Origin of the sequence: Desulfovibrio psychrotolerans, assembly GCF_013340305.1 — a bacterium.
Lineage (GTDB): Bacteria > Desulfobacterota > Desulfovibrionia > Desulfovibrionales > Desulfovibrionaceae > Halodesulfovibrio > Halodesulfovibrio psychrotolerans.
The window spans coordinates 12,245-31,573 of the sequence record NZ_BLVP01000009.1 but is presented as its reverse complement, the minus strand read 5'-3'; the positions used below and the strand labels follow the sequence as shown (position 1 = coordinate 31,573).

Below are 19,329 nucleotides of genomic sequence, written 5' to 3'. Positions count from 1 at the left end.
CTCCTTTAAATTGCGTTGATAACGTCCGCCGTCACCTTGGCCTCGCCGATGTGGGCGGCCATGTTGATTGCCGCAACCAGCGAGTTGTTGACGGCCAGCGGATAGACCAGCGACACGGATTGACCGGATGTACTGCGCGGCCCGGTGAGTCGTGCCGCCAGAGCGTCCAGAGCATCAGGAGCGAGCACCTTGTCCACGTCAACACCTGCCCGCTGAAACTTGTGGGCCACATATCCGGGCAGATCGTTGCCGAGCGGGTCAATGTGTACCACCTCGCACCGCTGGACCACTTCACGCACGGTGCTGTCCGCTTCGCCGAGCTTGGTTTGCAGCTCCGTCTGGCCGATCAGAATGACCGACAGCAGCTTGGTAAAACCGTCTTCCAGTTCCATGAATCTCTTGAGGTGTTTGAGCGTGGGATGAGAGAGACTGTGTGCCTCTTCGATAATCATGCAATGGCGATAACCTGCGCGGGCACTGTCCCGCAGGACGTTATGCACCTGCCGGAAACGTGCCTCCGGGCTACTCAGACATTTGGCGTGCGGGGCCACTGTGTAGAGGATGGATTCTGCAAGATGGATAGCCTTCAGAGTCTTCCCCTTCTGGTCATTGTCTTCCATTGCCAGCACGTAGGGTTCAATCATTATAATAGGCAGCCCTTCCGCTCCGATACGGTGTGCCAAGTCTTTGCGCAGCGTGCTCTTTCCGCTGCCGGACTCGCCTATCACGGCGAGCAGACCGCCATGACGGGCTGTGCTGAGCATGGCTTCGCGCACATAGCGGTAGTCGGCGGACAGCCATACATCTTCCGGGCCGGACAATTCATCGGAAAACGGGGAACGGACCAGACCGAACTGGCGCTTTGCCTGGGGAGTAAGAACCTGCTTGCGCATCAACATGGTGGTATCCTCCGGGGAATCGTTCTTGCCGGGGTTTTCCGGCTTGGTTTCTTCTTTCAGGGCAGCAATGACGGTAGCCTTGCGCACGCCGGTGGCGATCAGGTAGTCCTGCAGCCGCGCTTTGGTTGCATCCGGATCACGCCGGGGCCACTCGCCCCGTGTCACGATGGCGGACAGTGCCGCAGGACTGATGCCTATAGCGTCTGCAACAGCCCGTTGCGGCTGCTCCATCGCTTCAAGCAATTTCTTCAATCGTTGCATTACATCCCTCCTGCAGCTACGAGCCGCAGCGGAGCGGCCGTGGTCACCGTCGGTTCGGTGAAACGGGCTGCGATATCGTCAATGGCGTCCTGCGGAACACCATCAGGGTAGCGCTGGCGCAGCCATGCCATGGCATCGGCATTCCACTTGTCACCTACGCGTGACCGCAGCAGTTTTGCGGCCTCAACATGTGCCAACGGGGCGACCTCACGCCTTGCTGCCTCCACCTCCAGCGCCGTGCCACGACGCGGAATATAGGTGGGTGCGGCTTTCGTATCCGCCAGCATATCCAGATGCTGGTATGCGGGCTTGCGATCCTTGGCGGCCTTTGCAGCATCGGCCAGAGAGTCGGTGGCGTATGCCTCGCGCTGAATATCCTTGAGTAGTTTGTCGGTGTGTGTATCTGGCAGTGCGGCGTAGCCTGCGCCGATCACCTGCGCATCCGTGCGGAACCCTCCAGCATCACGGATGATGGGTTCCACCGTTGTCACAATCTCGCTGCCATTCGCTTTGGCGATAATCACATCCACAGCCGGAGCGCGGTAGGGATTGACCACCACCCGAACAGTCTGGCCACTGGAAATCCCGGTGAGATAGCGCAGATCGTAGTCATGCGATCCATGTCCCTTGATGGAATGTGAAATCACCATACGAGGGCTAACCTTGACATCTCGCGGTTCAGTGGCCACGAGGTCGCGCAGCATTTCCTCGGAGGGGGCAACGCGCAGCTGCTCCTGCGTAATGGTGAGCCATGCCGAGTTGCGGGTGCGGCCATGGCGGCCGTGGATAGCATTGGCATTCCAGTGTATGCGCCATGTATCTGCGGCCGCGTTCAGCTGTTCCACATTGGCGATCTGCATGCAGGCCAGACGCCCCTCGAACTGCGTTTCAATCAGATTCTGTGCCTGTTCGCACTGGCCCTTGGCTCTGGGGTTGCCTGCCATGTGTGTCAGGTGGACGATGCCCAGCGCCTTGAGCCATCGTTCCACCAGCGCGGAGCAGTTGCCCGCGCCCTTGTCTGTCAGCAGGCAGTTGGGCACGCCGTGCATGGGGTCATCGGCACCGCGCTTGATCATGGCCCGGATCAGCGTATCCAGTACGGACATCGCGTCTTCCGCGCCGAGGACATAGTGAAAGAAGATGCCTCCGCTGTAATGGTCGGTGACAACGAGCCGCCATACCCGGTCACGTTCAGCCCGTGCCAGATTTGCAGGCTTGTTCTTATAGAACTTGGCCTCATCCATCACCCGAACCTGTCCGCGCGGCAGGTAGAACAGCACACACAGCGAGGCATCCAGCTGCCAGACATGGTTAGGGTGCAGACTGCGCAGTTCCTGCGCCGGATTGCCTCGCTCCAGCTGATCGGGATGACAGCCATGGATGCGCATGGCACGGGCCACAGTCGTCGGGCTGGGCATGGTTATCTCTCCAGTTTGATGGTTGACGACACCATATCCGTTGTTCGCCAGTACATCGCAGGCCACAGTGATGGGCATGGTCCGTTTACCGTGAGCGCGGGTGGCTACTTTGACCAATCCCGCAACCTTGCGGGCCAGATCTTCGTCTACTGCCATCTGCCCTTTATCCGCCCGTGTCTTGCGACCGCTCGTCCATCCCACCTCACGCAGATGGCGATACACGGTCTGCACACTGCAGCGCAGCGTCTGGCTGGCCGCGTCCACCAGCGGACCACGTCCCGCAGCGGGGGTGGCATCCAGCCGGGCCTTCAGGCCCATCAGGTATTCCATGCGCGGCGCGTCCATGATGCCCCCTAATTGTCTTCTGTCTGCGGAGTGTGCCCGGCTCCATAGCCCCGCTTTTCATCTACGCCGCGCATCCATTCGGGGTAGACGATCTGCCGGAAGTCGACATCGACCCCGTTCTCATGCAGCATTTCGTTCAGCCGCACACAGGTGTGGCTCCACACTTCGTGCACGTAGCGGGCTGTGGGCACGCTGGTGCCGTCAGGGCTCATGAGCACACCGTTGGAAACAGCGAACGCTTGTACTGCGGCCCCGATCAGGTCGAGCATTGCCGCATCCAGCTTTTTGCGGGCATCGGCTTCGCGTTCAGCTTCCAGCAGAATTCGCTTGTCAGGGGGCAGGGTCTTGATCTTGGCCAGTTCGGTCTGCGCCTCGTCCAGCTTGCGGCCCTTGTCTTCCAGCACTTTGTCACGGGCTGCGAGGTCCGCTGCAATTTCTTCCTTTTCCTTGCGGATGGTGGCGTTTCTGGCGGCGAGGTCTTCCAGCAGGTCTTTCAGGGCTTCCGGGTCATTGGAGCGAACGGCCTCGCCTTCGATGACCAGCTGGCGGGTGTCTTCCGGCAGCGCTCGCAACTGACGCAGTTGGCGGTAGCCAAGGCCGAGGCGTTGCGATGCTTCCAGAAATTCCTCGCCGAACAGGGCAAGGTTCTGCAGGTCTTCCTTCGCTTTCGAGAGGCTGATGCCGAGGACATCGCAGACGTCTTCAAAACTGTTCATCCCCACCAGTTCGCCCTTGGCGTTCATGGCCTGCTGGCCCTTGTAGGCCTTGGTTTCCCTGAGTTCGGCAAGGAACTTGAGTCTGGCAAGGCCGGTAAACTGCTGCATAAAGTCGAAAGCACGCAGTTGCCCGACCATTTCTGCAAGCTGCACCTGTTGTTTGGTGACCGCACCAGTCAGGGCCGAGGCCATCTGCCGGGTGGTTTCCAAGGTGGCCACAGCGCCGGGCAGTTCCGGCAACGGCTCCGGAGTACTGGAAGCGGTGGAAGGGCGACCCCGTCCGGTGGAGGCGGTTTCCGCCTCCTGATACACATCGGCCAAAGGCTTGCCTGCCGGGGCGGCAGTGTTAAGGGCATCAATCATGGTGGAGGTGTCTGTGTCGGGCATTGTCCGTTGCTCCTTGAGTGCGTGATTCAGTATAATCAAAGGATTGTTAGTGACTCTCATGCCGCCCCCGTGCCGCCCATGGCGAGAGCACCGGAGACGATTCGTTGATTCAGTTCCGCGATGCGGGTTGTCGTCCGGGTTACGTGGTTGCTGTACGCTTGCGCCACTTGCAGAGGCCGGGGGGTAAGACTCCAGCGTCCGGTTTCCAGCCGCTGGACCCAACCTGCCCGCATCAGTGTGTCCAGATCGCGGGAGACGGTGGGCGGCGGGCAGCGCAATGCATCGGCCAAGTCCTTGTTGGAAAGGCCATCCAGCACACGCCCGGCCATCATTTCCACTATGCGCAGGCAGCGCAGGGTGGCGGCGTTGGCATTAGATTCCTTCATGGTTACCACCAGCGCTGTTCGGTCTGTACGCCGAGGTTGTATCCGCCGCCCTCCATGGGGGTGAGCGACCATATGGGGCGGCCCAGCTTGTGGGCATGTTCCGCCTCGGCCTGAATGTCTACGGACTGCCGCCATGCATCGTCATCCTGCTTGAGGATGCACATGGCGCGGGCAGCTTCCAGCATGGCAAGGCACTGCGCGTTCCACGCGGCCCAATCGCCGCCAGCGCCCATTACGGACATGGGGTGGCCCATGGATATGGGCGAGAGTACCCTGTGTCCTTGTTGCATCAGCCATGCAGCGGCACGGGTGGCGTCCAGCCAGCGCTGCTGCCGGACTGCCGGGTCGGGGTGCGTATAGGGAGCGGCTAGGTAGAAGAAATATTTCTCCCCGCAACTATAGTGCTCCTCGGGCTCCAGAAACTTGATGCCGCCCTCGTCGATCATGCTTTCCGGCAGAGATTTTTCATGATTCCGGCCACAGCATGGGCAGTACCAATCACAGGTCAGCGTCGCCTCTCCGGGGCTGCCCATGCCCGTGTCGCGTCTGCGTATCTGCATCACGGCAAAGTCCGGTACCGGATCGCGGTCGACCATGCCTGCATAGGAGTTACGAGGAACATCCAGACAGCGGATGAACTTGCCCACGAAGTCCTTTTTGTACTTGGGGGCCGGTACCGCAGCCCATGAACGCACATCCGCAGGCCGGACCGGGTTCCAGTCCACGCCCAGCGCAAGAGTCAGGCGGTCACGCTCGGCCTGTTCACGTGCTTCGCGCTCGGCCCGTAGTTTTTCCATATAGGCATCGTGCTCGAAGTTACTCATGGGGCACCTCTACAGGCCGATAGACATCGATCTCGCACGAATCATCCAGAGTCAGCTTCACTTCTTCTCCTTCTTCGGAGAACTCGAATTCAGCCGTATCCCCCAGATGCAGGGATATTGAGCACAGATATTCATCGCTGGAGGCTTCAAGTACGGCCTCGTACGCAGCTTCCAACGTGGCTGCCTCGACTGTAGCTCTGCCGAGTACAGTTACTTTGAAATCGCAGGTATACTTAGGCATGTTGGTCCTCCTCAGGGAACAGCGACAGGGGGCGGCGGGCCGAGAGTAGTTCAATCATTTCATCTACCCGTCGCTCTTGCGTCTTGCTGTTCTTCAGATCCGCAAGATCACGAGTGCGGAAGTAACGGCGCTGGGCATCGCGCATCTGTTCCACGGCAGCGACGAACTCCTTAGGGGTGGGCGTTTGCATGGATATCTTCCTCACAGGTTTCCAGCAGAAGGCTGATGGGGCTTTTCATGAGATCGGAGACCCATTCCGTAACGAGGGACAACCCGACACGGTCAAACACCTGATCAAGGTAGCCCGCAGGTTCCACCACCAGTACCGTCTTGATCACAGCATCGCGCTTGGCGTTCGTGGACAAAATGATGGCTGTGTTTCCGTCTTCATTCTTGCCGGTACTGACCGTTACCTCGACACCCTTCACCGTGAATTTTTTGCTTCTCATGGCTACATCCATCCTATTGTCACATGGTCCCACAACCATTTGAAAAAGAAGAACAGTGCAAAGCCGGTAACCATTCCGATCAATGAAATGGCAAGAAACACCTTCGCGAAATCCCAATCGTTAAACATTTCCGGTGCCCTCCTGCTCTGCCAGCGCGGCAGCGATGCCGCGCCTGACATGGCCTACGCCTGCACCACGCAAGCGGATGATGGGAATGCTGGTTGCTGACCGGGCAATGTTGACGGCCCGATGACTGATGACACTGGTGATGACCAGTACGGCGGTGGCATCGCCAATGCGGGACGCGAGGTTGGACTCGCGCCCCGTGTAACAGCGCAGGTCCACGCCGCGATCTGCAGCGGCCTGTTTGTAGTCGGCATGCAGGCGGTCCAGCCCGCCGATCAGAACGATGTTGATCATGCCGTCACCTCCCTGCAGCTCACATCGATGACCACGGCATCCGGCTTGCGCAGAGCGCATGTGACGGCGTGGGTGCCCACTGCCACGGTCCGCATGGCTGCACCATCCAGCGCCGTGGCTGGCACAACCCGGAAGTCGCCACAGGGGCTTGCGCCATCATTCAGCGCGGCGCAGATGGCGTTTGCCCGATCCAGAGACATGCGGTCGGCGGCATCTACGTCCATGGTCAGTTCCACGCCGGTGGACAGCATCATGCACAGCCCGGTCTGGCGGCTCATGGCCGCATCCACTACACACCAGCCGCTCATGCTGCACCTCCGGCCAAACGCAGAGCCGCCCGCAGCGCTTCTAATCGCAGACTGGCCGGAGCCCGCAATTCAACGTCACCTGCCGCGCCATGGGCCCGGATGTGTATGTGCCCATCCTGCTGGGCCACGTGGCAGCGGCAGCGGGCAGATGCTGCGGGCAACAAGACGCGCGATCCCTTCACGAGGGGGCAGGGGTTGGTTGGCGAGTTCATGCAGCCCTCCGTTCCGTGAACAAGTCGTCCACGCGCACGTTCTGCTCCGCGAGATCACGCCGCATTCTGTCAATGGCGGGGCGAAACGCTTCCGGAGCCTTGTAGGCCATCGGGAATAACTGCTTGGGGTGGACACCGATTTTAAGGAGATAAGCCAGTACCTTGCGGTTGTTGCGAGTACCGCAGACTGTGGATTGGACAAGGGAGTGGTGTACATCCAGAGCACGGGCAATGCCCGACATGGACAAGCCCTTGTCGCGGATTTCCCGCTGGATAAGCATGCAGTCGCGGCCCTTTCCGAGACCGGACTGCACCATAAGGGCCGTATTCATCGCGTTCCCTCCAGGTTGGACATGAGTTCCTCTTCAAGCCGCCGCTGACGCTTGGTGCGGAGCTTATGCTCCAACACACCGCGCGCAAATTCGGCCAACTTGAGGGTTTCCGGCTCGGCCGTCTGAATGCCAAAGCCGGATTCCAGCCAGAAACACAAAGGCGAGGGGTCATCGATGGCGAGGCAGAATATGTGCACGGCGTACATACCGGGCACATGCTCTGCCTCTTCGGAGGATAGCCATTTGTCGAGCGTGTCCCGCGCAATACACTTAGCCCGTCCCTGTGTAAGACGGCGGCCTGCCGCAGCGGCCAGTGCATTCATCTCGTCCACGATCTGATCACGGGAGAGTGGGCTCGATTTGGCTGCCCGGAACATGGCCCCCTTCAACGCGGAAACAAAACCAGCAGCACGCATGGCCTTGCGGCTACGCGCCTCTGCCCGCTTGTTGTCGTCATCGAAAAGGGAGAGATGGGTGGTTTGCACTCCGAACCTCGCAGGTTGTCCGAATTGGGACGCTTGGTCCTTTCTCTGTCCGAACATGCGTCAGTTGCTGACGTTGACCCTTGCCTTGCGGGCTGGTAGTGTCGTGCTTGCTAGTGCTTTTTGCTACCGTCCCGTGCCTCAGAATTTGGCACAAACGAGAATATCAGTCAAGCACGATTGGGTATATTTGCTCAATCGTGCTCTTTGAGGCATTATGTCCTTTGGTGACAGGATTAAAATTCTTCGCGGCGGGGAAACCCAAGCGGAATTCGCATCCCGCATAGGTATCAGTCAGCGCGCGCTTGGAAACTATGAGAGGAACGAACGTACCCCGGACGTAGACTTTGCTGCGCTCGTTTGTTCTAAAACAGGTGCTTCTGCTGCGTGGCTGTTGCTTGGGAAGGAAGACAGCGCGGCTTCTCAAAACCCTCAACCTACCAGTTCGCAAAATGAGAGCGGCCCCCATTGCGGGATTGTCTTGGTCCCTAAGGTCCAAGCCCGCCTTTCCGCAGGCGGAGGCAGCCTGGAAGCCAACGGGGACCCCGTGGGCAGCTATGCCTTCAGATCGGATTGGCTGATACGTAAAGGGCAGGCATCCAGCATGGTATTGATGGATGTGGTGGGTGACAGCATGGCCCCGGCCATTGAAGACGGGGATATGGTGCTGATAGATCAATCGCAGACGGGGGTTGTGCCTGGTGCCATCTATGCCGTTGGCGTTGAGGGTGGCGTGTACGTGAAACGTGTCGACCTGTTGCCGGGGGTGCTGGTACTGAATAGCATCAACCCAAGCTATAGCGCCATTGAGGTCCCCCTGCGCGGGGACCTTGCCGACACCGTACGAGTTATCGGCCGCGTTATCTGGTGGTGCCGGGAGGCAAAATAGCCGACGTCGGCTGTTTTTTTTAGGACTCGCCACGGCAACACGCTGAAAACATTGACACCGAAAAATAAACTAGCCGACACGTCGGCTGTTTTAATGGGGTAACAAATGGAAAATAGCTGGCAGAATCCCAAAATGCGGAGAATGGTGTGGATAGTGGCTGCCCTTTTCGTGGTGGTCGTTGTTATTGGACAGGTTGCCAAAACGAGTACGTCAAAACCACCTGCAATGCCCCAGCTGGCAGCGGACATTTCCCCAGATGTGCATGAACGCCTCACACAGGCATGGCCCAAGGTGCTGACAGCCTGCCCCGGCCTTGCTAAGTATTACCGGGAGTTGCGATTTGAACGTATAGACATGGCCTTTCCAGACCCAACGGGGGCATACCACGCTAACTTCGTTTTTTCCGTCTCAGATGGAAAATCTTCGATCCCAACTGAATTTATGGCGTTCGGTCAGACTTGCTATTTCGGTGTTTCCAGCGATGGGGCAGGACTACTAGTGCCCAAAAGCGGATGCCAGTCCCTTTGTCTCGACAGAGTTGTTCCGCACGCTGGTAATGATTTAACGCTACCACTGCGTTAATCCTTCTCTTTGCCCCCCCAGCCCCGCTCCGGCGGGGCTTCTCTATTTCACCCCCATTAAAAGACACCTCCCATAGGCCCACCATACGGTGGGCCTTGTCGCGCTTACTGCATGGCAACGCAAGAGGGAGGGCATATGCGCAGTACATTCGAGGCCGCACAGGCCTTTGTGGCCAAGTGGGAAGGTGGTCTGGTGGACCACCCGAACGATCCCGGCGGCATCACCAACCGGGGCGTGTCCCTGCGCTGGTTGCGCTTAATCGGTTGCGACATCGATGGCGATGGCGACATAGACGCCGATGACGTCCGCGCAGTCACCTCCGAAATAGCGACCCGGCTATTCTATGCCCACTTCTGGGCGGCTCCCGGTCTGCATGAATTGCCGCCGCTGGTGGCGGTCGCCGTCTATGACGGTGCCGTCAATCAGGGGGTGCCGCCCGCCGTGCGCCAGTTGCAGGCCGCATGCAACCGTACCGACGGCATTCCGCTGGTGGAAGATGGTCGCCTTGGCCCCAACACTCTGCGACGTGTCACCCTGCTGTGCCGCGACGGCTCGTTGGCCCTTGCATTATCCACCATCACTGAACGTGAGGCGTTCTACCAATCATTGGTCGCCCGACCGCCCAAAGTTTTGAGCAGCGGGCAGGTTGTGGACTACCGCGCATTCCTCGCGGGCTGGCTCAACCGCACCGGAGCCTTGGACGGCTGGTGCACGCAGCTGGCTAAGGAGGGAATGGCGTAATGCGGCTTGGGAATTTGCTCGGCGATGCCTTCTGCGACCATACCGGCGGCACATCGGCCATGCGCATTATGGCTGTGCTGGTGTGCGTGGTGGTGCTGGGGGCGTGGATCACGGGCATGGTCGTGGCCGGGCATTACATTCCGCTGGGCTGGGCAGAGGCCGGGCTCATCGGCGGGGCCTGCGGTGCCAAGGCCGCACAATCCCGCTTTGAATTAGGTTCCGGTGGCGTGTGGGGTGCGTACCCGCCGACCGGCCCTGTATACAATGAGACCACCGCACCCGCGCCGTCATTACGTGATCTCGATGTCGAGCGCGATCTCAATATCGGAGGAAACTGATGTTACCGATCCCCATGTCCCTCATCCCCAAGACCAAGCTAGCCCTGCTGATCGCAGGAATGGCCGTGGTGCTTGGCCTGTTGTGCTGGGCCTTGTGGCTGCGCGGAGACGTGGCAGATGCCCGCTCCGCTCTGGCGAAAGCTGCCGCAGCGCACGATGCCACCCGGCACGAGCTGGCGCAGGCCCGCACGGCGGGCAATCTGTTGCTGGAAGACCAGCGCAGCTGCAATGCTACCATCGCCGCCCTGTCGCGGCAGGTGGACGCCACGCAGGCCTTGTACAGCAAGCACCTGACGGAAGAAGCCGCGCGTCGGGCCATGTTGTCCCGCGCGATCACCAGACCCCGAACCGCTGAAGAAGCCGCAAAGGTGGTGGATAATGCGACGCGTCATGCCGCTGCTGATCTGCTTAATGCTTGGTAGTGTCGCGGGCTGCGCTCACACGCCGCCTAGGCAGGAGCCCACCGTGCTCACAGTGCGCCATCTATTCACTCCGTGCCCGCATCCTACCCCCCTGACGGCAAATGAACTCGCCTCCACGGCAGGCACTGTGGACGGTGATGCTCCGTTCGACGGCCCGGCCAACGTGGATGCACTGACCGCCCGCCACCAGATGATCCGCACGTATGTGCGCCTGCTGGAGGCAGCACTGAGCTGCTATGACGCGCAGGCCGCAGGAGGGCCAGATGAATGATCCGGTGAATGATCTGGTCGTGCAGTGGGCAGGAGTTGTCGTTCCGGTGGTGGTGACCACAGTCTCGGCCCTGCTGGGCTGGGTGTTGTGGTCCATGCGTAAGACGTATGTGACTCATGAACAATGCGAATCCTGCCGCACCACCATGAACAATCGGTTATCCGGCTTGGAGGGGGTATTGGAGAACGCCCCCTCATCCAAGGATATGCAGGCCGTGGTGGTGAAGCTGTCGGACATCAGCGGCGAGCTGAAGGCAGCCAACGCCCGTGCCGAGGGACAGGCGGAACTGCTCCGGGCCTTGTCGCGGCAGGTGGCCATGCTCAACGATTACCACGTTACCAAGGGGAAGTAGCATGTCCTTTCAGACCGTACTCGCAGAAGACCGCCGCCTGTGCATCCTGCGTCTGCTCTCCGGATCGCCGGGGCGGGAGGCCAACCACTATGTGCTTAAAACCGCGCTGCAGTCGCTGGGGCACGCCGTAAGCCACGACGTGGTCAAGGGTGACCTTGCATGGCTGGACGCGCAGGGATTGGTTGCCACCTCCGACAAAAGCGATGTGACCGTGGCCACGTTGCGTGCCTATGGGCAGGATGTTGCCGATGGCGTGGCATCTGTACCCGGCGTTAAACGGCCCATGCCCGGAGAGTAGGTGCAGCCATGCCCAAGAAATCCACCATCAAGCGCCTGCCCCCGGAAGTGCGGGAACGCATAGGCGTCCTGCTGGAGCAGGGCCGTACGCTGGACGAGATACTGGACGCTCTGGCCGGGCTGGACGTGCAGATCAGCCGCAGCGCCCTGCACCGCTACAAGCAGCACATCGACAAGGTCGGCGAACGTATCCGGCGCAGCCGTGATATGGCGGAAGCATTGGTGCAGCGGTTCGGCGATGAGCCGGAAAGCAAGGTGGCGCGTATGAATATCCAGTTCCTGCACGCGGCCATTACCGATGTGATCAGCAGTGCGGAGGCCACCGACGAGGAAGGCAACCCCGTGCCTCTTGATCCCCGTTCGGCCATGGAACTGGCCAAGGCGCTGGACCATCTCGGCAAAGCCTCCAAAGCGGATGCGGACCTTATTTCCCGCATCCGGGAAGAGGCAACCAAGGCGGCCAATAAGCAGGCTGCGTCCACCGTGTCCGAAGTCGGGCGCAAGGCCGGTGTACCCGGAACCGTCATCGACCAGATGATGCAGGCCGTGCTCGGAGGTGCCGTATGACCACAGCAGGCTTTCTGCCCTACCAGTGGGAATTGCGCGAAACTGTACGCGTCTCGCCGGTCACCGTCGTCGAAAAGAGCCGCCGCACGGGCTACTCGTGGGCTGCCGGTGCAATCGGTGTGGAACATGCTGCCCGCTGCCGCGAGGATGGTGGCATGGACGTCTACTACATGGGCTACAACCTCGAAATGGCGCGGGAGTACATCGAATATTGCGGGGATTGGGCCAAAGTGATGCAGGTCGGAGCCGTGTCCGTGGGCGAGACCGTGTTCAAGGACCCGGAACGTCCGGATCAGGACATCAAGGCCTTCCGCATGGACACCTCCGCCGGAAAGATTGTGGCGCTGCCTTCCGTTCCCCGTGCGTTGCGAGGCATGCAGGGGCTGGTGATCATTGATGAGGCAGCGTTCCATGATGATCTGGAGGAACTGCTCAAGGCCGCGTTCGCCTTGCTCATCTGGGGCGGCAAGGTGCTTGTCATCAGTACCCATGACGGTGATGAGAACCCGTTCAACACGCTGATCACGGATATTCGCGCCGGGCGCAAGCCGTATTCGCTCCTGCGCTGTGACTTTGACAGGGCACTGGCCGAAGGGCTGTACAAGCGCATCTGCCAGAAGCAGGGTAAGGAATGGACCGCCGAGGCCGAGGCGAAATGGCGGGAAGAGATCATTGCCTTCTATGGCGACGGTGCGGATGAGGAATTGTTCTGCATCCCCAATCGCGGCAATGGTGCCTACCTGCAATTGGCCCTGCTGGAAAAGCGGTCCGATCCCGAGATCCCCGTGGTGCGCTGGGAGCAGCCGGACACATTTGTGGAATGGCCGGAACATCTGCGCGTGGCGGAAACAAAGGACTGGTGCGAGGAGAATCTCGCCCCGCTGTTGCGCCAGTGCGACCCCAAGCTCCAGCATTACTTCGGCCAGGACTTTGCCCGTAACGGCGACCTGACGGACATCTGGCCCATTGCCGTGCAGCAGGACATGACCCGGCGGCCGCCATTTGTGCTGGAGCTGCGCAACATTCCGTTCGACCAGCAGCGGCAGATACTGTGGTACGTGCTGGACCGCCTGCCCCGCTTCATGGGCGGGATGATGGATGCCACCGGCAACGGTGCCCATTTGGCGGAAATCACGGCACAGCGTTACGGCATGGGCCGAATCACGCAGGTGAAGTTTTCGGAAGGCTGGTACCGCGAGAACATGCCGCGTTTCAAGGCAGCCTTTGAGGACGGAACCACATTGCTGCCCCGTGATGCGGACATCATCTCCGACCACCGGGCCATCAAACTGGTAAAGGGCGTGGCCCGCGTGCCTGAAGGCGATACGTCGGGCGGCAGAGGCAAACGCCAGCGCCACGGCGACAGTGCCATTGCCCATGTGCTGGGCTATGCCGCCAGCTGCACGGATATTGTGGAATATGGATATGAACCTGTTCTGCCCTCGGCACATGCGCCCGGGCACGACGATGATCCGGACGAGGCATGGGGTGACTCCCGCGCCCGGTTCGGAAGAGGTGCCTACTGATGCTATATGACCATTTGGGCAGACCCGTGGAAACATCCCGCCTGAGGGAAGAGGAAGCCGGGCCGACGCTGACCGGCGTGCGTCAGGTCATTTCCGGGCATCCGGCGCAGGGCATGACACCGGAACGCCTGGCCCGTATCCTGCGCGATGCGGAAGAGGGTGAACCCACACGGTACCTGGAACTGGCCGAGGAGATGGAAGAGAAGGACTTGCACTATCGGTCCGTGCTCGGCACCCGTAAGTTGCAGGTAAGCGGACTTGACGTGACGGTGGTTTCCGCCAGTGACGAAGCCGCCGATGTGGCCGCCGCCGATCTGGTACGCGAGTGGCTGGAGTGGGACGAGCTGCAGCCCGCCCTGTTCGACGTGCTGGATGGAGTGGGCAAGGGATTCTCCGTCACGGAGATCATGTGGGATACCAGCGGCAAACGCTGGATACCCAAAGCGCTGCTGTGGCGTGACCCGCGCTGGTTCCGCTTCGACCCGGCGGACGGGCGCACGCTGCGTCTGCTGGATGCGGGCGGGCAGTTGCAGCCCCTGACGCCGTTTAAGTACATAGTGCATGTCCACAAATCCAAGAGTGGCCTGCCCATCCGGGGCGGTTTGGCCTACGCCATCGCCTGGGTCTGGCTGTTCAAAGCCTTCGATATCAAGTCGTGGGTCCAGTTCGCGGAAATCTTCGGGCACCCCTTGCGCGTCGGTAAATACGGAGCCGGTGCCTCGGCAGAGGACAAGGCCACCTTGCTGCGGGCCGTACGCAATATTGCGCGGGATGCGGCAGCCATCATCCCGGAATCCATGATGCTGGAATTCGTGGAAGCCAAGATATCAGGCAACATCGATCTGTACGAAAAGCTGGCCGCCTATCTGGACCGACAAACCTCCAAGGCCGTGCTGGGCCAGACCGGCACCACGGACACCGGGCAACACGTGGGCACGGCAAATGCGCACGAACAAGTGCGGGAAGACATAGAACGGTCCGATGCCGGTCAGCTGGCGGCGACGCTCAACCGTGACATTGTTCGCCCCATGGTGGACCTGAACCTCGGTCCGCGTCTCCGCTACCCGCGCATCATCATCTCCCGTCCGGACGCGGAGGATATTGCCGCGCTCGTCTCCGCCGTGGAAAGATTGGTGCCGCTCGGCCTGGATGTTGAAACCAGCGTTGTCCGCGACAGGCTTGGTCTGCCGGAACCTGCTGCCGGGGCCGTGGTGCTCACCGCCCCCGGAACCGTGGCCGGTGTGCCGCCGGAACCGCAACAGGCGCTGCAGCGCTCCCTTAATGCGGCGGGTAGGTCTGATGTGCCGGACGGCCCAGATCAACTCGACCAGCTGGCCATCGAGGCGTTGTCCGATTGGCAGCCCATGATGCAGCCGATGCTTGATCCACTGCACCGCCTGCTGGAAGAATGCGACACACACGAAGAGTTTCTGCGCCGTCTGCCGAACGTGGTCAGCGAGCAGGATACGGCAGCTCTGACCGAGGCGCTGGCCCGCTGCATCTTCATGGCCAAGCTGGCCGGGGCAACGGGTGCCCCCGTGCAGGATGCCGAGGGTGAAGAACATGCTTGAGATGCGCCCGCTGCCGCCGGAAGAGGCCGTGAACTACTTCAAGGCCAAGGGCTATGAACTGCCGCCCACATGGGACTGGCACGACATGTGGCAGGAGGCTCATGCCACGGCAACCACTGTGGCCAAGTCCGCCGGGTTCGACATCCTTGGCGACATCCACGGGCAATTGCAAAAGGTGCTGGAACAGGGGCAGACCTTCCATGACTTCAAAAAGGAACTGACCCCCGTCCTGCAGGCCAAAGGCTGGTGGGGCCGCAAGGAACTGCCCGATCCGCGCACCGGCGAAGTACGCTCGGTCCAGCTGGGCAGCCCGCGTCGTCTGCGCACCATCTACGATGTGAACCTGCGCACGGCCCATGCCTCCGGCGCATGGGCGCGGGCGCAGCGCACCAAGGACCGGCGTCCTTTCCTGCGGTATGTGGCCATTCTGGACCGTCGTACACGCCCAGATCATCGGGCATGGCACGGCACGGTGCTGCCCATGGACGACCCCTTCTGGAACACTCATTACCCGCCCAACGGCTGGCGTTGCCGGTGCTCCGTTCAGCAGCTGGGGCAGCGAGATCTGGACCGTTACGGATACACTGTCAGCGAGTCGCCGCCCCGGCCTCCCATGGTGCCGTGGAAAAACCCCAAGACCGGCGAAGTTGTGATGGTGCCCAAGGGTATTGACCCCGGCTGGGGCTACAATCCCGGCAAGGCTGCCCTGCAGGAACACGCGGCCCGCACCCTGATGAACAAGCTGGTGCCGCTGCCGCCCGATGTGGCGGCCAAGGCCATGGCAGCTTCGGCCCGGTTCGTGATGCCCGCACTGGAAAAGGATTTCGCGGGGTGGGTCAATGATGTGGTACATCGCGCCCGCAGCGGCAACTATCGCGCCATGGGCGAGCGTCGTGTAGTCGGGGCCCTTCCGCCCGGAGCGCTGGACTTCCTGCGCGGCCGCAATGTGATCCCGGCATCCGGTGCCATCACCATGGCAGATGGTGACGTGCTGCACATGCTGCGCAGCGCCAAGGGCAATCAGTTGCCGCCCGCCACTCTCTCCCGGCTGCCGCAAATTCTCGCACGGCCGCAGGCCATCCTGTGGGACAAGCAGGACCCCGGCCTGGTTTACGTCTGGCACATGGAAGGCAACGCGGCGGAAAAGGTCATCGTCAAGGTGGACTACCGCACACGGGTGGCACGGGAAAAAGTGACCACCAACAGTGTACGCAGCGGACGAACCACCAATGCGGATGAGCTGCGCAACAGAGGGCGGTATGATGTGGTGGAGGGAGATATCTGATGGGAGGGCCGCATCCGGCGGGGGAACGCCAATCCCCTTTCGCGTCTCCGCTACACCCTGTTCGGGGACGGAGTATGGCGGGCCGAAGCGATTTCGCGGCCAGCGCCGGGTGCGGTACCTGTACAGAGACAATACGATGCCCCGCGCATTGATGCAAGGGGCGCATGCACAATATAACCGTTTGCGGCCCCAAGCGGGTGCCCACGACACGTTGCCCGCCCCTGCCGTCTTTCGCGCGGCAAACCCCGTTCATGAACGTTTATGAACGCCAGTCTCGCGCCCACGCCAATCCGGCAACGCCAGTCCTTTCTTCCTCCAGCCCGGCCATGTTCTAACGGGCATTAAAAGACTCGGCCCACCATGCGCCCTAAAAGGGGCGCATGGACACCAAACACACCACATCGCCCCTTTTGCAGGCCCGCCACGCGGTGGAGCTGACCGACCCTATGGATGTGACCGCAACGCCTCCGGAATGGATACAGTTGCTGCCCTCCGGGGAATTTCGCGGCAGAGACGGCCGTGGCCCGTACCGCAACGCCGATCCGGCGGGCATCATTGCGACCACCATCGCCTATCAGGCCGGTGCGGAATTGCCCATGGATTACGACCACCAGCTGGAATACGCCGCCATCAACGGGCAACCTGCTCCGGCATCCGGCTGGATTGTCGAATTGGCGGTCAAGTTTGGTGGCGAGGTGTGGGGCCGTGTCCGGTGGACGGAAAAGGCCGCCGCCCATATCAGGGCGCGTGAATACCGTTACCTGTCCCCGGTGTTCCGCCACACAGCGGATGGTCGCATCATCCGTATCGAATCTGCCGCCCTGACCAATGTGCCCAATCTCGAACTTGTCGCCATTGCCTCCCGCCGTGCAGGCGGCGAGGCCCAACCCCATACCAGAGAGGAAGATATGGACCTCAAGAAAATGCTTACCGGCATTCTCGGCCTGCCTGCGGACAGTGCCGAGGATGTTGTGACGGCCAAGGTGCAGGGCCTCGTCACCGCCGCGCACAGCGCAGGCGCAGGGCTGGCATCCATCGCCAAGGCCATCGGGGCACCGGACGGTGCCACGGCCGATGCCATCGCTACTGAAGCCCGCGCACTGGCCAGTCGCGTGGGCGCGCCCGACCCGGCGAAGTTTGTGCCCATTGAAATGTATCAGGAGACATCCTCCGCGCTTGCCGCACTGCGCAAGGACGTGTCCGCATCCACCGCCAAGTCGCTGGTGGAAGAGGCCAAGACTGCCCACAAGGTCAGCCCCGCCATGGAGCCGTGGGCGCAGAGCTATGCGGAAAAAGACCCGGATGGATTCAAGGCATGGATGAGCGCATCCGCTCCGGTTGTTCCCACCGGTCCCAAGGGGCCTGACGGCAAACCTCCCGCTGGCACCGGCAAGCTGTCCGATGAAGAGCGCGCCGTGTGCTCCCAGCTGGGACTGGACGAGGCCGAATATCTCAAAAGCGTGCAGAGCGCCGCCCCCGGCGGCAAGGAGGCGTAAATGACTGCTCTTACCAAGGACAGAGATACCAAGCGCCGCGATGACATGCACTACGCTCACCCCGTGGCGGCGTCCGCCTGCCTGTACGCGGGCGGCATGGTGGCGCTGAACGCCACCGGCTATGCCGTGCCCGCATCCGCTTCGACCGCACTGACCGTGCTGGGTGTGGCGGATGGCCATGCGGACAACAGCGCCGGGGCTGACGGTGACCTACAGGTTTCCGTCAAGGTGCGGGGTGCGTTCCATCTTGCCAATGACGGCAGCATCGACCGCACGCACATCGGCAAGGCGGCCTACGCCGTGGACGATCAGACCGTTGCGGCAACCGATGGCACCGGGACGCGTCCCGCTGCCGGAACCATCAGAGACGTGGACGCCACCGGCGTTTGGGTCGCGTTCTAGGAGTACCCATGATTATCAATCAGCAGAGCCTTCAGGCGCTGTTCACCGGATTCCGTCTCGTTTTCCAGCAGGCGTTCGAAGGTGCCCCGGCGGACCATGAAAAAATCGCCATGGTGGTCAAGAGCACGGCCAAGCTGGAAACCTATCCGTGGCTGGGCAACACCACCGGATTCCGCGAATGGCTGGGCGACCGTGTCATCCAGAATCTGAAGCTGCATAGCTTCACCATCAAGAACCTTTCGTTTGAAAACACCGTGGGCGTGGATCGCGACGATATCGAAGACGATGCCGTGGGGGCGTACACGCCGCTCTTCGCGCAGTTAGGCCAGGATGCCAAGGTGCATCCTTCCCTTCTGACCTATGGACTGCTCCTGAATGGCTTCACCGGTCGTTGCTATGACGGCCAGCCGTTCTTCGACACCGACCACCCCGTGCTGGACGAGGACGGCAGCGAGATCAGCGTTTCCAACTTCGGCGGCGGCACCGGCACACCGTGGTTCCTGCTGGATACCACCCGTGCCGTGAAGCCCATCATATTCCAGGAACGGCGTAAATATACCTTTGTGAGCATGGATGCGCCTACGGACGAAGCCGTGTTCAGCGCAAAGCAGTATCGCTACGGCGTGGATTGCCGCGCCAACGCCGGATACGGCCTGTGGCAGCTGGCCCACGCCAGCAAGCAGGACCTGACTGCCGAAACCTACGGCGCCGCGCGTGCCGCCATGATGGGCATGAAGGGTGACCGGGGCAAACCCCTTGGTGTGCGCCCCAGCCTGCTGGTGGTGCCGCCCTCTCTGGAAAAGAAGGCGCTGGAAGTCATCAAGGCCGAACGCGATGCCTCCGGTGCCACCAACGTCTACCAGAACTCGGCGGAAGTGCTCGTCTCGCCGTGGCTCGCATAAGGAGTGCC

General features: G+C 61.2%; 27 protein-coding genes. 15 read left to right on the top strand and 12 right to left on the bottom strand.

Annotation, left to right across the window (positions count from 1 at the left end; translation table 11 throughout):
- Window positions 1-5: 5 nt before the first annotated feature.
- The 12 genes from HUV26_RS11790 to HUV26_RS11735 all read right to left on the bottom strand — a co-directional run bounded on the left by HUV26_RS11790 (window position 6) and on the right by HUV26_RS11735 (window position 7,683).
- Entirely contained in the window at window positions 6-1,160 is a 1,155-nt protein-coding gene (locus tag HUV26_RS11790) for an AAA family ATPase (RefSeq protein WP_174410350.1), read from the bottom strand.
- The gene (locus HUV26_RS11785; protein ID WP_174410349.1) at window positions 1,160-2,923 is read right to left on the bottom strand and encodes a DDE-type integrase/transposase/recombinase; all 1,764 of its coding nucleotides are present in this window, start codon (window positions 2,921-2,923) and stop codon (window positions 1,160-1,162) included. The genes HUV26_RS11790 and HUV26_RS11785 overlap by 1 nt, the downstream gene beginning before the upstream one ends.
- A gap of 8 nt (window positions 2,924-2,931) precedes the next feature.
- Complete coding sequence (locus HUV26_RS11780; protein ID WP_174410348.1) at window positions 2,932-4,026, bottom strand: hypothetical protein; 1,095 nt, start codon at window positions 4,024-4,026, stop codon at window positions 2,932-2,934.
- Between the two features lie 56 nt (window positions 4,027-4,082).
- Window positions 4,083-4,412, bottom strand: a complete 330-nt coding sequence (locus HUV26_RS11775) for a helix-turn-helix domain-containing protein (RefSeq protein ID WP_174410347.1) — start codon at window positions 4,410-4,412, stop codon at window positions 4,083-4,085.
- A gap of 2 nt (window positions 4,413-4,414) precedes the next feature.
- Window positions 4,415-5,236, bottom strand: a complete 822-nt coding sequence (locus HUV26_RS11770) for a DUF1937 family protein (protein ID WP_174410346.1) — start codon at window positions 5,234-5,236, stop codon at window positions 4,415-4,417.
- Entirely contained in the window at window positions 5,229-5,477 is a 249-nt protein-coding gene (locus HUV26_RS11765) for a hypothetical protein (RefSeq protein ID WP_174410345.1), read from the bottom strand. The genes HUV26_RS11770 and HUV26_RS11765 overlap by 8 nt, the downstream gene beginning before the upstream one ends.
- Window positions 5,470-5,667 carry a hypothetical protein gene (locus HUV26_RS11760; RefSeq protein ID WP_174410344.1) on the bottom strand — a complete coding sequence of 66 codons (198 nt, stop codon included), beginning with the start codon at window positions 5,665-5,667 and terminating at the stop codon, window positions 5,470-5,472. The genes HUV26_RS11765 and HUV26_RS11760 overlap by 8 nt, the downstream gene beginning before the upstream one ends.
- A complete protein-coding gene (locus HUV26_RS11755) occupies window positions 5,648-5,926 on the bottom strand; it encodes a hypothetical protein (protein ID WP_174410343.1) in 279 nt (92 codons plus the stop codon). The genes HUV26_RS11760 and HUV26_RS11755 overlap by 20 nt, the downstream gene beginning before the upstream one ends.
- A gap of 120 nt (window positions 5,927-6,046) precedes the next feature.
- A complete protein-coding gene (locus tag HUV26_RS11750; RefSeq protein WP_174410342.1) occupies window positions 6,047-6,346 on the bottom strand; it encodes a DUF2325 domain-containing protein in 300 nt (99 codons plus the stop codon).
- Window positions 6,343-6,654: a hypothetical protein gene (locus HUV26_RS11745; protein WP_174410341.1), complete on the bottom strand. Its 312-nt coding sequence runs from the start codon at window positions 6,652-6,654 to the stop codon at window positions 6,343-6,345. The genes HUV26_RS11750 and HUV26_RS11745 overlap by 4 nt, the downstream gene beginning before the upstream one ends.
- A gap of 208 nt (window positions 6,655-6,862) precedes the next feature.
- A complete protein-coding gene (locus HUV26_RS11740) occupies window positions 6,863-7,198 on the bottom strand; it encodes a helix-turn-helix domain-containing protein (RefSeq protein WP_174410340.1) in 336 nt (111 codons plus the stop codon).
- A complete protein-coding gene (locus HUV26_RS11735) occupies window positions 7,195-7,683 on the bottom strand; it encodes a hypothetical protein (RefSeq protein ID WP_174410339.1) in 489 nt (162 codons plus the stop codon). The genes HUV26_RS11740 and HUV26_RS11735 overlap by 4 nt, the downstream gene beginning before the upstream one ends.
- A 214-nt stretch (window positions 7,684-7,897) precedes the next feature.
- Here HUV26_RS11735 and HUV26_RS11730 point away from each other — a divergent pair, with 214 nt between their 5' ends.
- From HUV26_RS11730 to HUV26_RS11660, 15 genes are all read left to right on the top strand, one after another.
- On the top strand, window positions 7,898-8,569 hold the full coding sequence (locus tag HUV26_RS11730) for an XRE family transcriptional regulator (protein WP_174410338.1): 672 nt from the start codon (window positions 7,898-7,900) through the stop codon (window positions 8,567-8,569).
- Window positions 8,570-8,674: 105 nt separating this feature from the next.
- On the top strand, window positions 8,675-9,151 hold the full coding sequence (locus HUV26_RS11725; protein WP_174410337.1) for a hypothetical protein: 477 nt from the start codon (window positions 8,675-8,677) through the stop codon (window positions 9,149-9,151).
- 135 nt (window positions 9,152-9,286) lie between these two features.
- Entirely contained in the window at window positions 9,287-9,892 is a 606-nt protein-coding gene (locus HUV26_RS11720; RefSeq protein WP_174410336.1) for a glycoside hydrolase family 108 protein, read from the top strand.
- A complete protein-coding gene (locus HUV26_RS11715) occupies window positions 9,892-10,230 on the top strand; it encodes a hypothetical protein (protein WP_174410335.1) in 339 nt (112 codons plus the stop codon). Before HUV26_RS11720 ends, HUV26_RS11715 begins: the two co-directional genes overlap by 1 nt.
- On the top strand, window positions 10,230-10,652 hold the full coding sequence (locus HUV26_RS11710; protein ID WP_174410334.1) for a hypothetical protein: 423 nt from the start codon (window positions 10,230-10,232) through the stop codon (window positions 10,650-10,652). Before HUV26_RS11715 ends, HUV26_RS11710 begins: the two co-directional genes overlap by 1 nt.
- 43 nt (window positions 10,653-10,695) lie before the next feature.
- Window positions 10,696-10,923 carry a hypothetical protein gene (locus HUV26_RS11705; protein WP_174410333.1) on the top strand — a complete coding sequence of 76 codons (228 nt, stop codon included), beginning with the start codon at window positions 10,696-10,698 and terminating at the stop codon, window positions 10,921-10,923.
- Window positions 10,916-11,275, top strand: a complete 360-nt coding sequence (locus tag HUV26_RS11700; RefSeq protein ID WP_174410332.1) for a DUF2730 family protein — start codon at window positions 10,916-10,918, stop codon at window positions 11,273-11,275. The genes HUV26_RS11705 and HUV26_RS11700 overlap by 8 nt, the downstream gene beginning before the upstream one ends.
- A gap of 1 nt (window position 11,276) precedes the next feature.
- On the top strand, window positions 11,277-11,573 hold the full coding sequence (locus HUV26_RS11695; protein WP_174410331.1) for a VpaChn25_0724 family phage protein: 297 nt from the start codon (window positions 11,277-11,279) through the stop codon (window positions 11,571-11,573).
- Window positions 11,574-11,581: 8 nt separating this feature from the next.
- Entirely contained in the window at window positions 11,582-12,139 is a 558-nt protein-coding gene (locus HUV26_RS11690; protein WP_174410330.1) for a DUF3486 family protein, read from the top strand.
- Window positions 12,136-13,665, top strand: coding sequence for a hypothetical protein (locus HUV26_RS11685; protein ID WP_174410329.1), 1,530 nt, complete (start codon window positions 12,136-12,138; stop codon window positions 13,663-13,665). The genes HUV26_RS11690 and HUV26_RS11685 overlap by 4 nt, the downstream gene beginning before the upstream one ends.
- Entirely contained in the window at window positions 13,665-15,236 is a 1,572-nt protein-coding gene (locus HUV26_RS11680; RefSeq protein ID WP_174410328.1) for a DUF935 domain-containing protein, read from the top strand. The genes HUV26_RS11685 and HUV26_RS11680 overlap by 1 nt, the downstream gene beginning before the upstream one ends.
- Window positions 15,229-16,521, top strand: coding sequence for a phage head morphogenesis protein (locus tag HUV26_RS11675; protein WP_243451372.1), 1,293 nt, complete (start codon window positions 15,229-15,231; stop codon window positions 16,519-16,521). Before HUV26_RS11680 ends, HUV26_RS11675 begins: the two co-directional genes overlap by 8 nt.
- Before the next feature lie 380 nt (window positions 16,522-16,901).
- A complete protein-coding gene (locus HUV26_RS11670) occupies window positions 16,902-18,017 on the top strand; it encodes a phage protease (protein ID WP_174410326.1) in 1,116 nt (371 codons plus the stop codon).
- A complete protein-coding gene (locus tag HUV26_RS11665) occupies window positions 18,018-18,419 on the top strand; it encodes a hypothetical protein (RefSeq protein WP_174410325.1) in 402 nt (133 codons plus the stop codon).
- An 8-nt stretch (window positions 18,420-18,427) separates the two neighbouring features.
- Complete coding sequence (locus tag HUV26_RS11660) at window positions 18,428-19,321, top strand: Mu-like prophage major head subunit gpT family protein (protein WP_174410324.1); 894 nt, start codon at window positions 18,428-18,430, stop codon at window positions 19,319-19,321.
- Window positions 19,322-19,329: the final 8 nt, after the last annotated feature.

Excerpts from the sequence above, each read along its gene's own strand:
- HUV26_RS11720 (WP_174410336.1), top strand. The coding sequence starts at position 9,287 with ATGCGCAGTACATTCGAGGCCGCACAGGCCTTTGTGGCCAAGTGGGAA.
- HUV26_RS11755 (WP_174410343.1), bottom strand. The coding sequence starts at position 5,926 with ATGAGAAGCAAAAAATTCACGGTGAAGGGTGTCGAGGTAACGGTCAGT.
- HUV26_RS11730 (WP_174410338.1), top strand. The coding sequence starts at position 7,898 with ATGTCCTTTGGTGACAGGATTAAAATTCTTCGCGGCGGGGAAACCCAA.
- HUV26_RS11680 (WP_174410328.1), top strand. The coding sequence starts at position 13,665 with ATGCTATATGACCATTTGGGCAGACCCGTGGAAACATCCCGCCTGAGG.
- HUV26_RS11670 (WP_174410326.1), top strand. The coding sequence starts at position 16,902 with ATGGACACCAAACACACCACATCGCCCCTTTTGCAGGCCCGCCACGCG.
- HUV26_RS11740 (WP_174410340.1), bottom strand. The coding sequence starts at position 7,198 with ATGAATACGGCCCTTATGGTGCAGTCCGGTCTCGGAAAGGGCCGCGAC.
- HUV26_RS11665 (WP_174410325.1), top strand. The coding sequence starts at position 18,018 with ATGACTGCTCTTACCAAGGACAGAGATACCAAGCGCCGCGATGACATG.
- HUV26_RS11685 (WP_174410329.1), top strand. The coding sequence starts at position 12,136 with ATGACCACAGCAGGCTTTCTGCCCTACCAGTGGGAATTGCGCGAAACT.
- HUV26_RS11750 (WP_174410342.1), bottom strand. The coding sequence starts at position 6,346 with ATGATCAACATCGTTCTGATCGGCGGGCTGGACCGCCTGCATGCCGAC.
- HUV26_RS11760 (WP_174410344.1), bottom strand. The coding sequence starts at position 5,667 with ATGCAAACGCCCACCCCTAAGGAGTTCGTCGCTGCCGTGGAACAGATG.
- HUV26_RS11775 (WP_174410347.1), bottom strand. The coding sequence starts at position 4,412 with ATGAAGGAATCTAATGCCAACGCCGCCACCCTGCGCTGCCTGCGCATA.
- HUV26_RS11770 (WP_174410346.1), bottom strand. The coding sequence starts at position 5,236 with ATGAGTAACTTCGAGCACGATGCCTATATGGAAAAACTACGGGCCGAG.
- HUV26_RS11780 (WP_174410348.1), bottom strand. The coding sequence starts at position 4,026 with ATGCCCGACACAGACACCTCCACCATGATTGATGCCCTTAACACTGCC.
- HUV26_RS11765 (WP_174410345.1), bottom strand. The coding sequence starts at position 5,477 with ATGCCTAAGTATACCTGCGATTTCAAAGTAACTGTACTCGGCAGAGCT.
- HUV26_RS11710 (WP_174410334.1), top strand. The coding sequence starts at position 10,230 with ATGTTACCGATCCCCATGTCCCTCATCCCCAAGACCAAGCTAGCCCTG.
- HUV26_RS11745 (WP_174410341.1), bottom strand. The coding sequence starts at position 6,654 with ATGAGCGGCTGGTGTGTAGTGGATGCGGCCATGAGCCGCCAGACCGGG.
- HUV26_RS11715 (WP_174410335.1), top strand. The coding sequence starts at position 9,892 with ATGCGGCTTGGGAATTTGCTCGGCGATGCCTTCTGCGACCATACCGGC.
- HUV26_RS11675 (WP_243451372.1), top strand. The coding sequence starts at position 15,229 with ATGCTTGAGATGCGCCCGCTGCCGCCGGAAGAGGCCGTGAACTACTTC.
- HUV26_RS11660 (WP_174410324.1), top strand. The coding sequence starts at position 18,428 with ATGATTATCAATCAGCAGAGCCTTCAGGCGCTGTTCACCGGATTCCGT.
- HUV26_RS11790 (WP_174410350.1), bottom strand. The coding sequence starts at position 1,160 with ATGCAACGATTGAAGAAATTGCTTGAAGCGATGGAGCAGCCGCAACGG.
- HUV26_RS11700 (WP_174410332.1), top strand. The coding sequence starts at position 10,916 with ATGAATGATCCGGTGAATGATCTGGTCGTGCAGTGGGCAGGAGTTGTC.
- HUV26_RS11725 (WP_174410337.1), top strand. The coding sequence starts at position 8,675 with ATGGAAAATAGCTGGCAGAATCCCAAAATGCGGAGAATGGTGTGGATA.
- HUV26_RS11785 (WP_174410349.1), bottom strand. The coding sequence starts at position 2,923 with ATGGACGCGCCGCGCATGGAATACCTGATGGGCCTGAAGGCCCGGCTG.
- HUV26_RS11695 (WP_174410331.1), top strand. The coding sequence starts at position 11,277 with ATGTCCTTTCAGACCGTACTCGCAGAAGACCGCCGCCTGTGCATCCTG.
- HUV26_RS11690 (WP_174410330.1), top strand. The coding sequence starts at position 11,582 with ATGCCCAAGAAATCCACCATCAAGCGCCTGCCCCCGGAAGTGCGGGAA.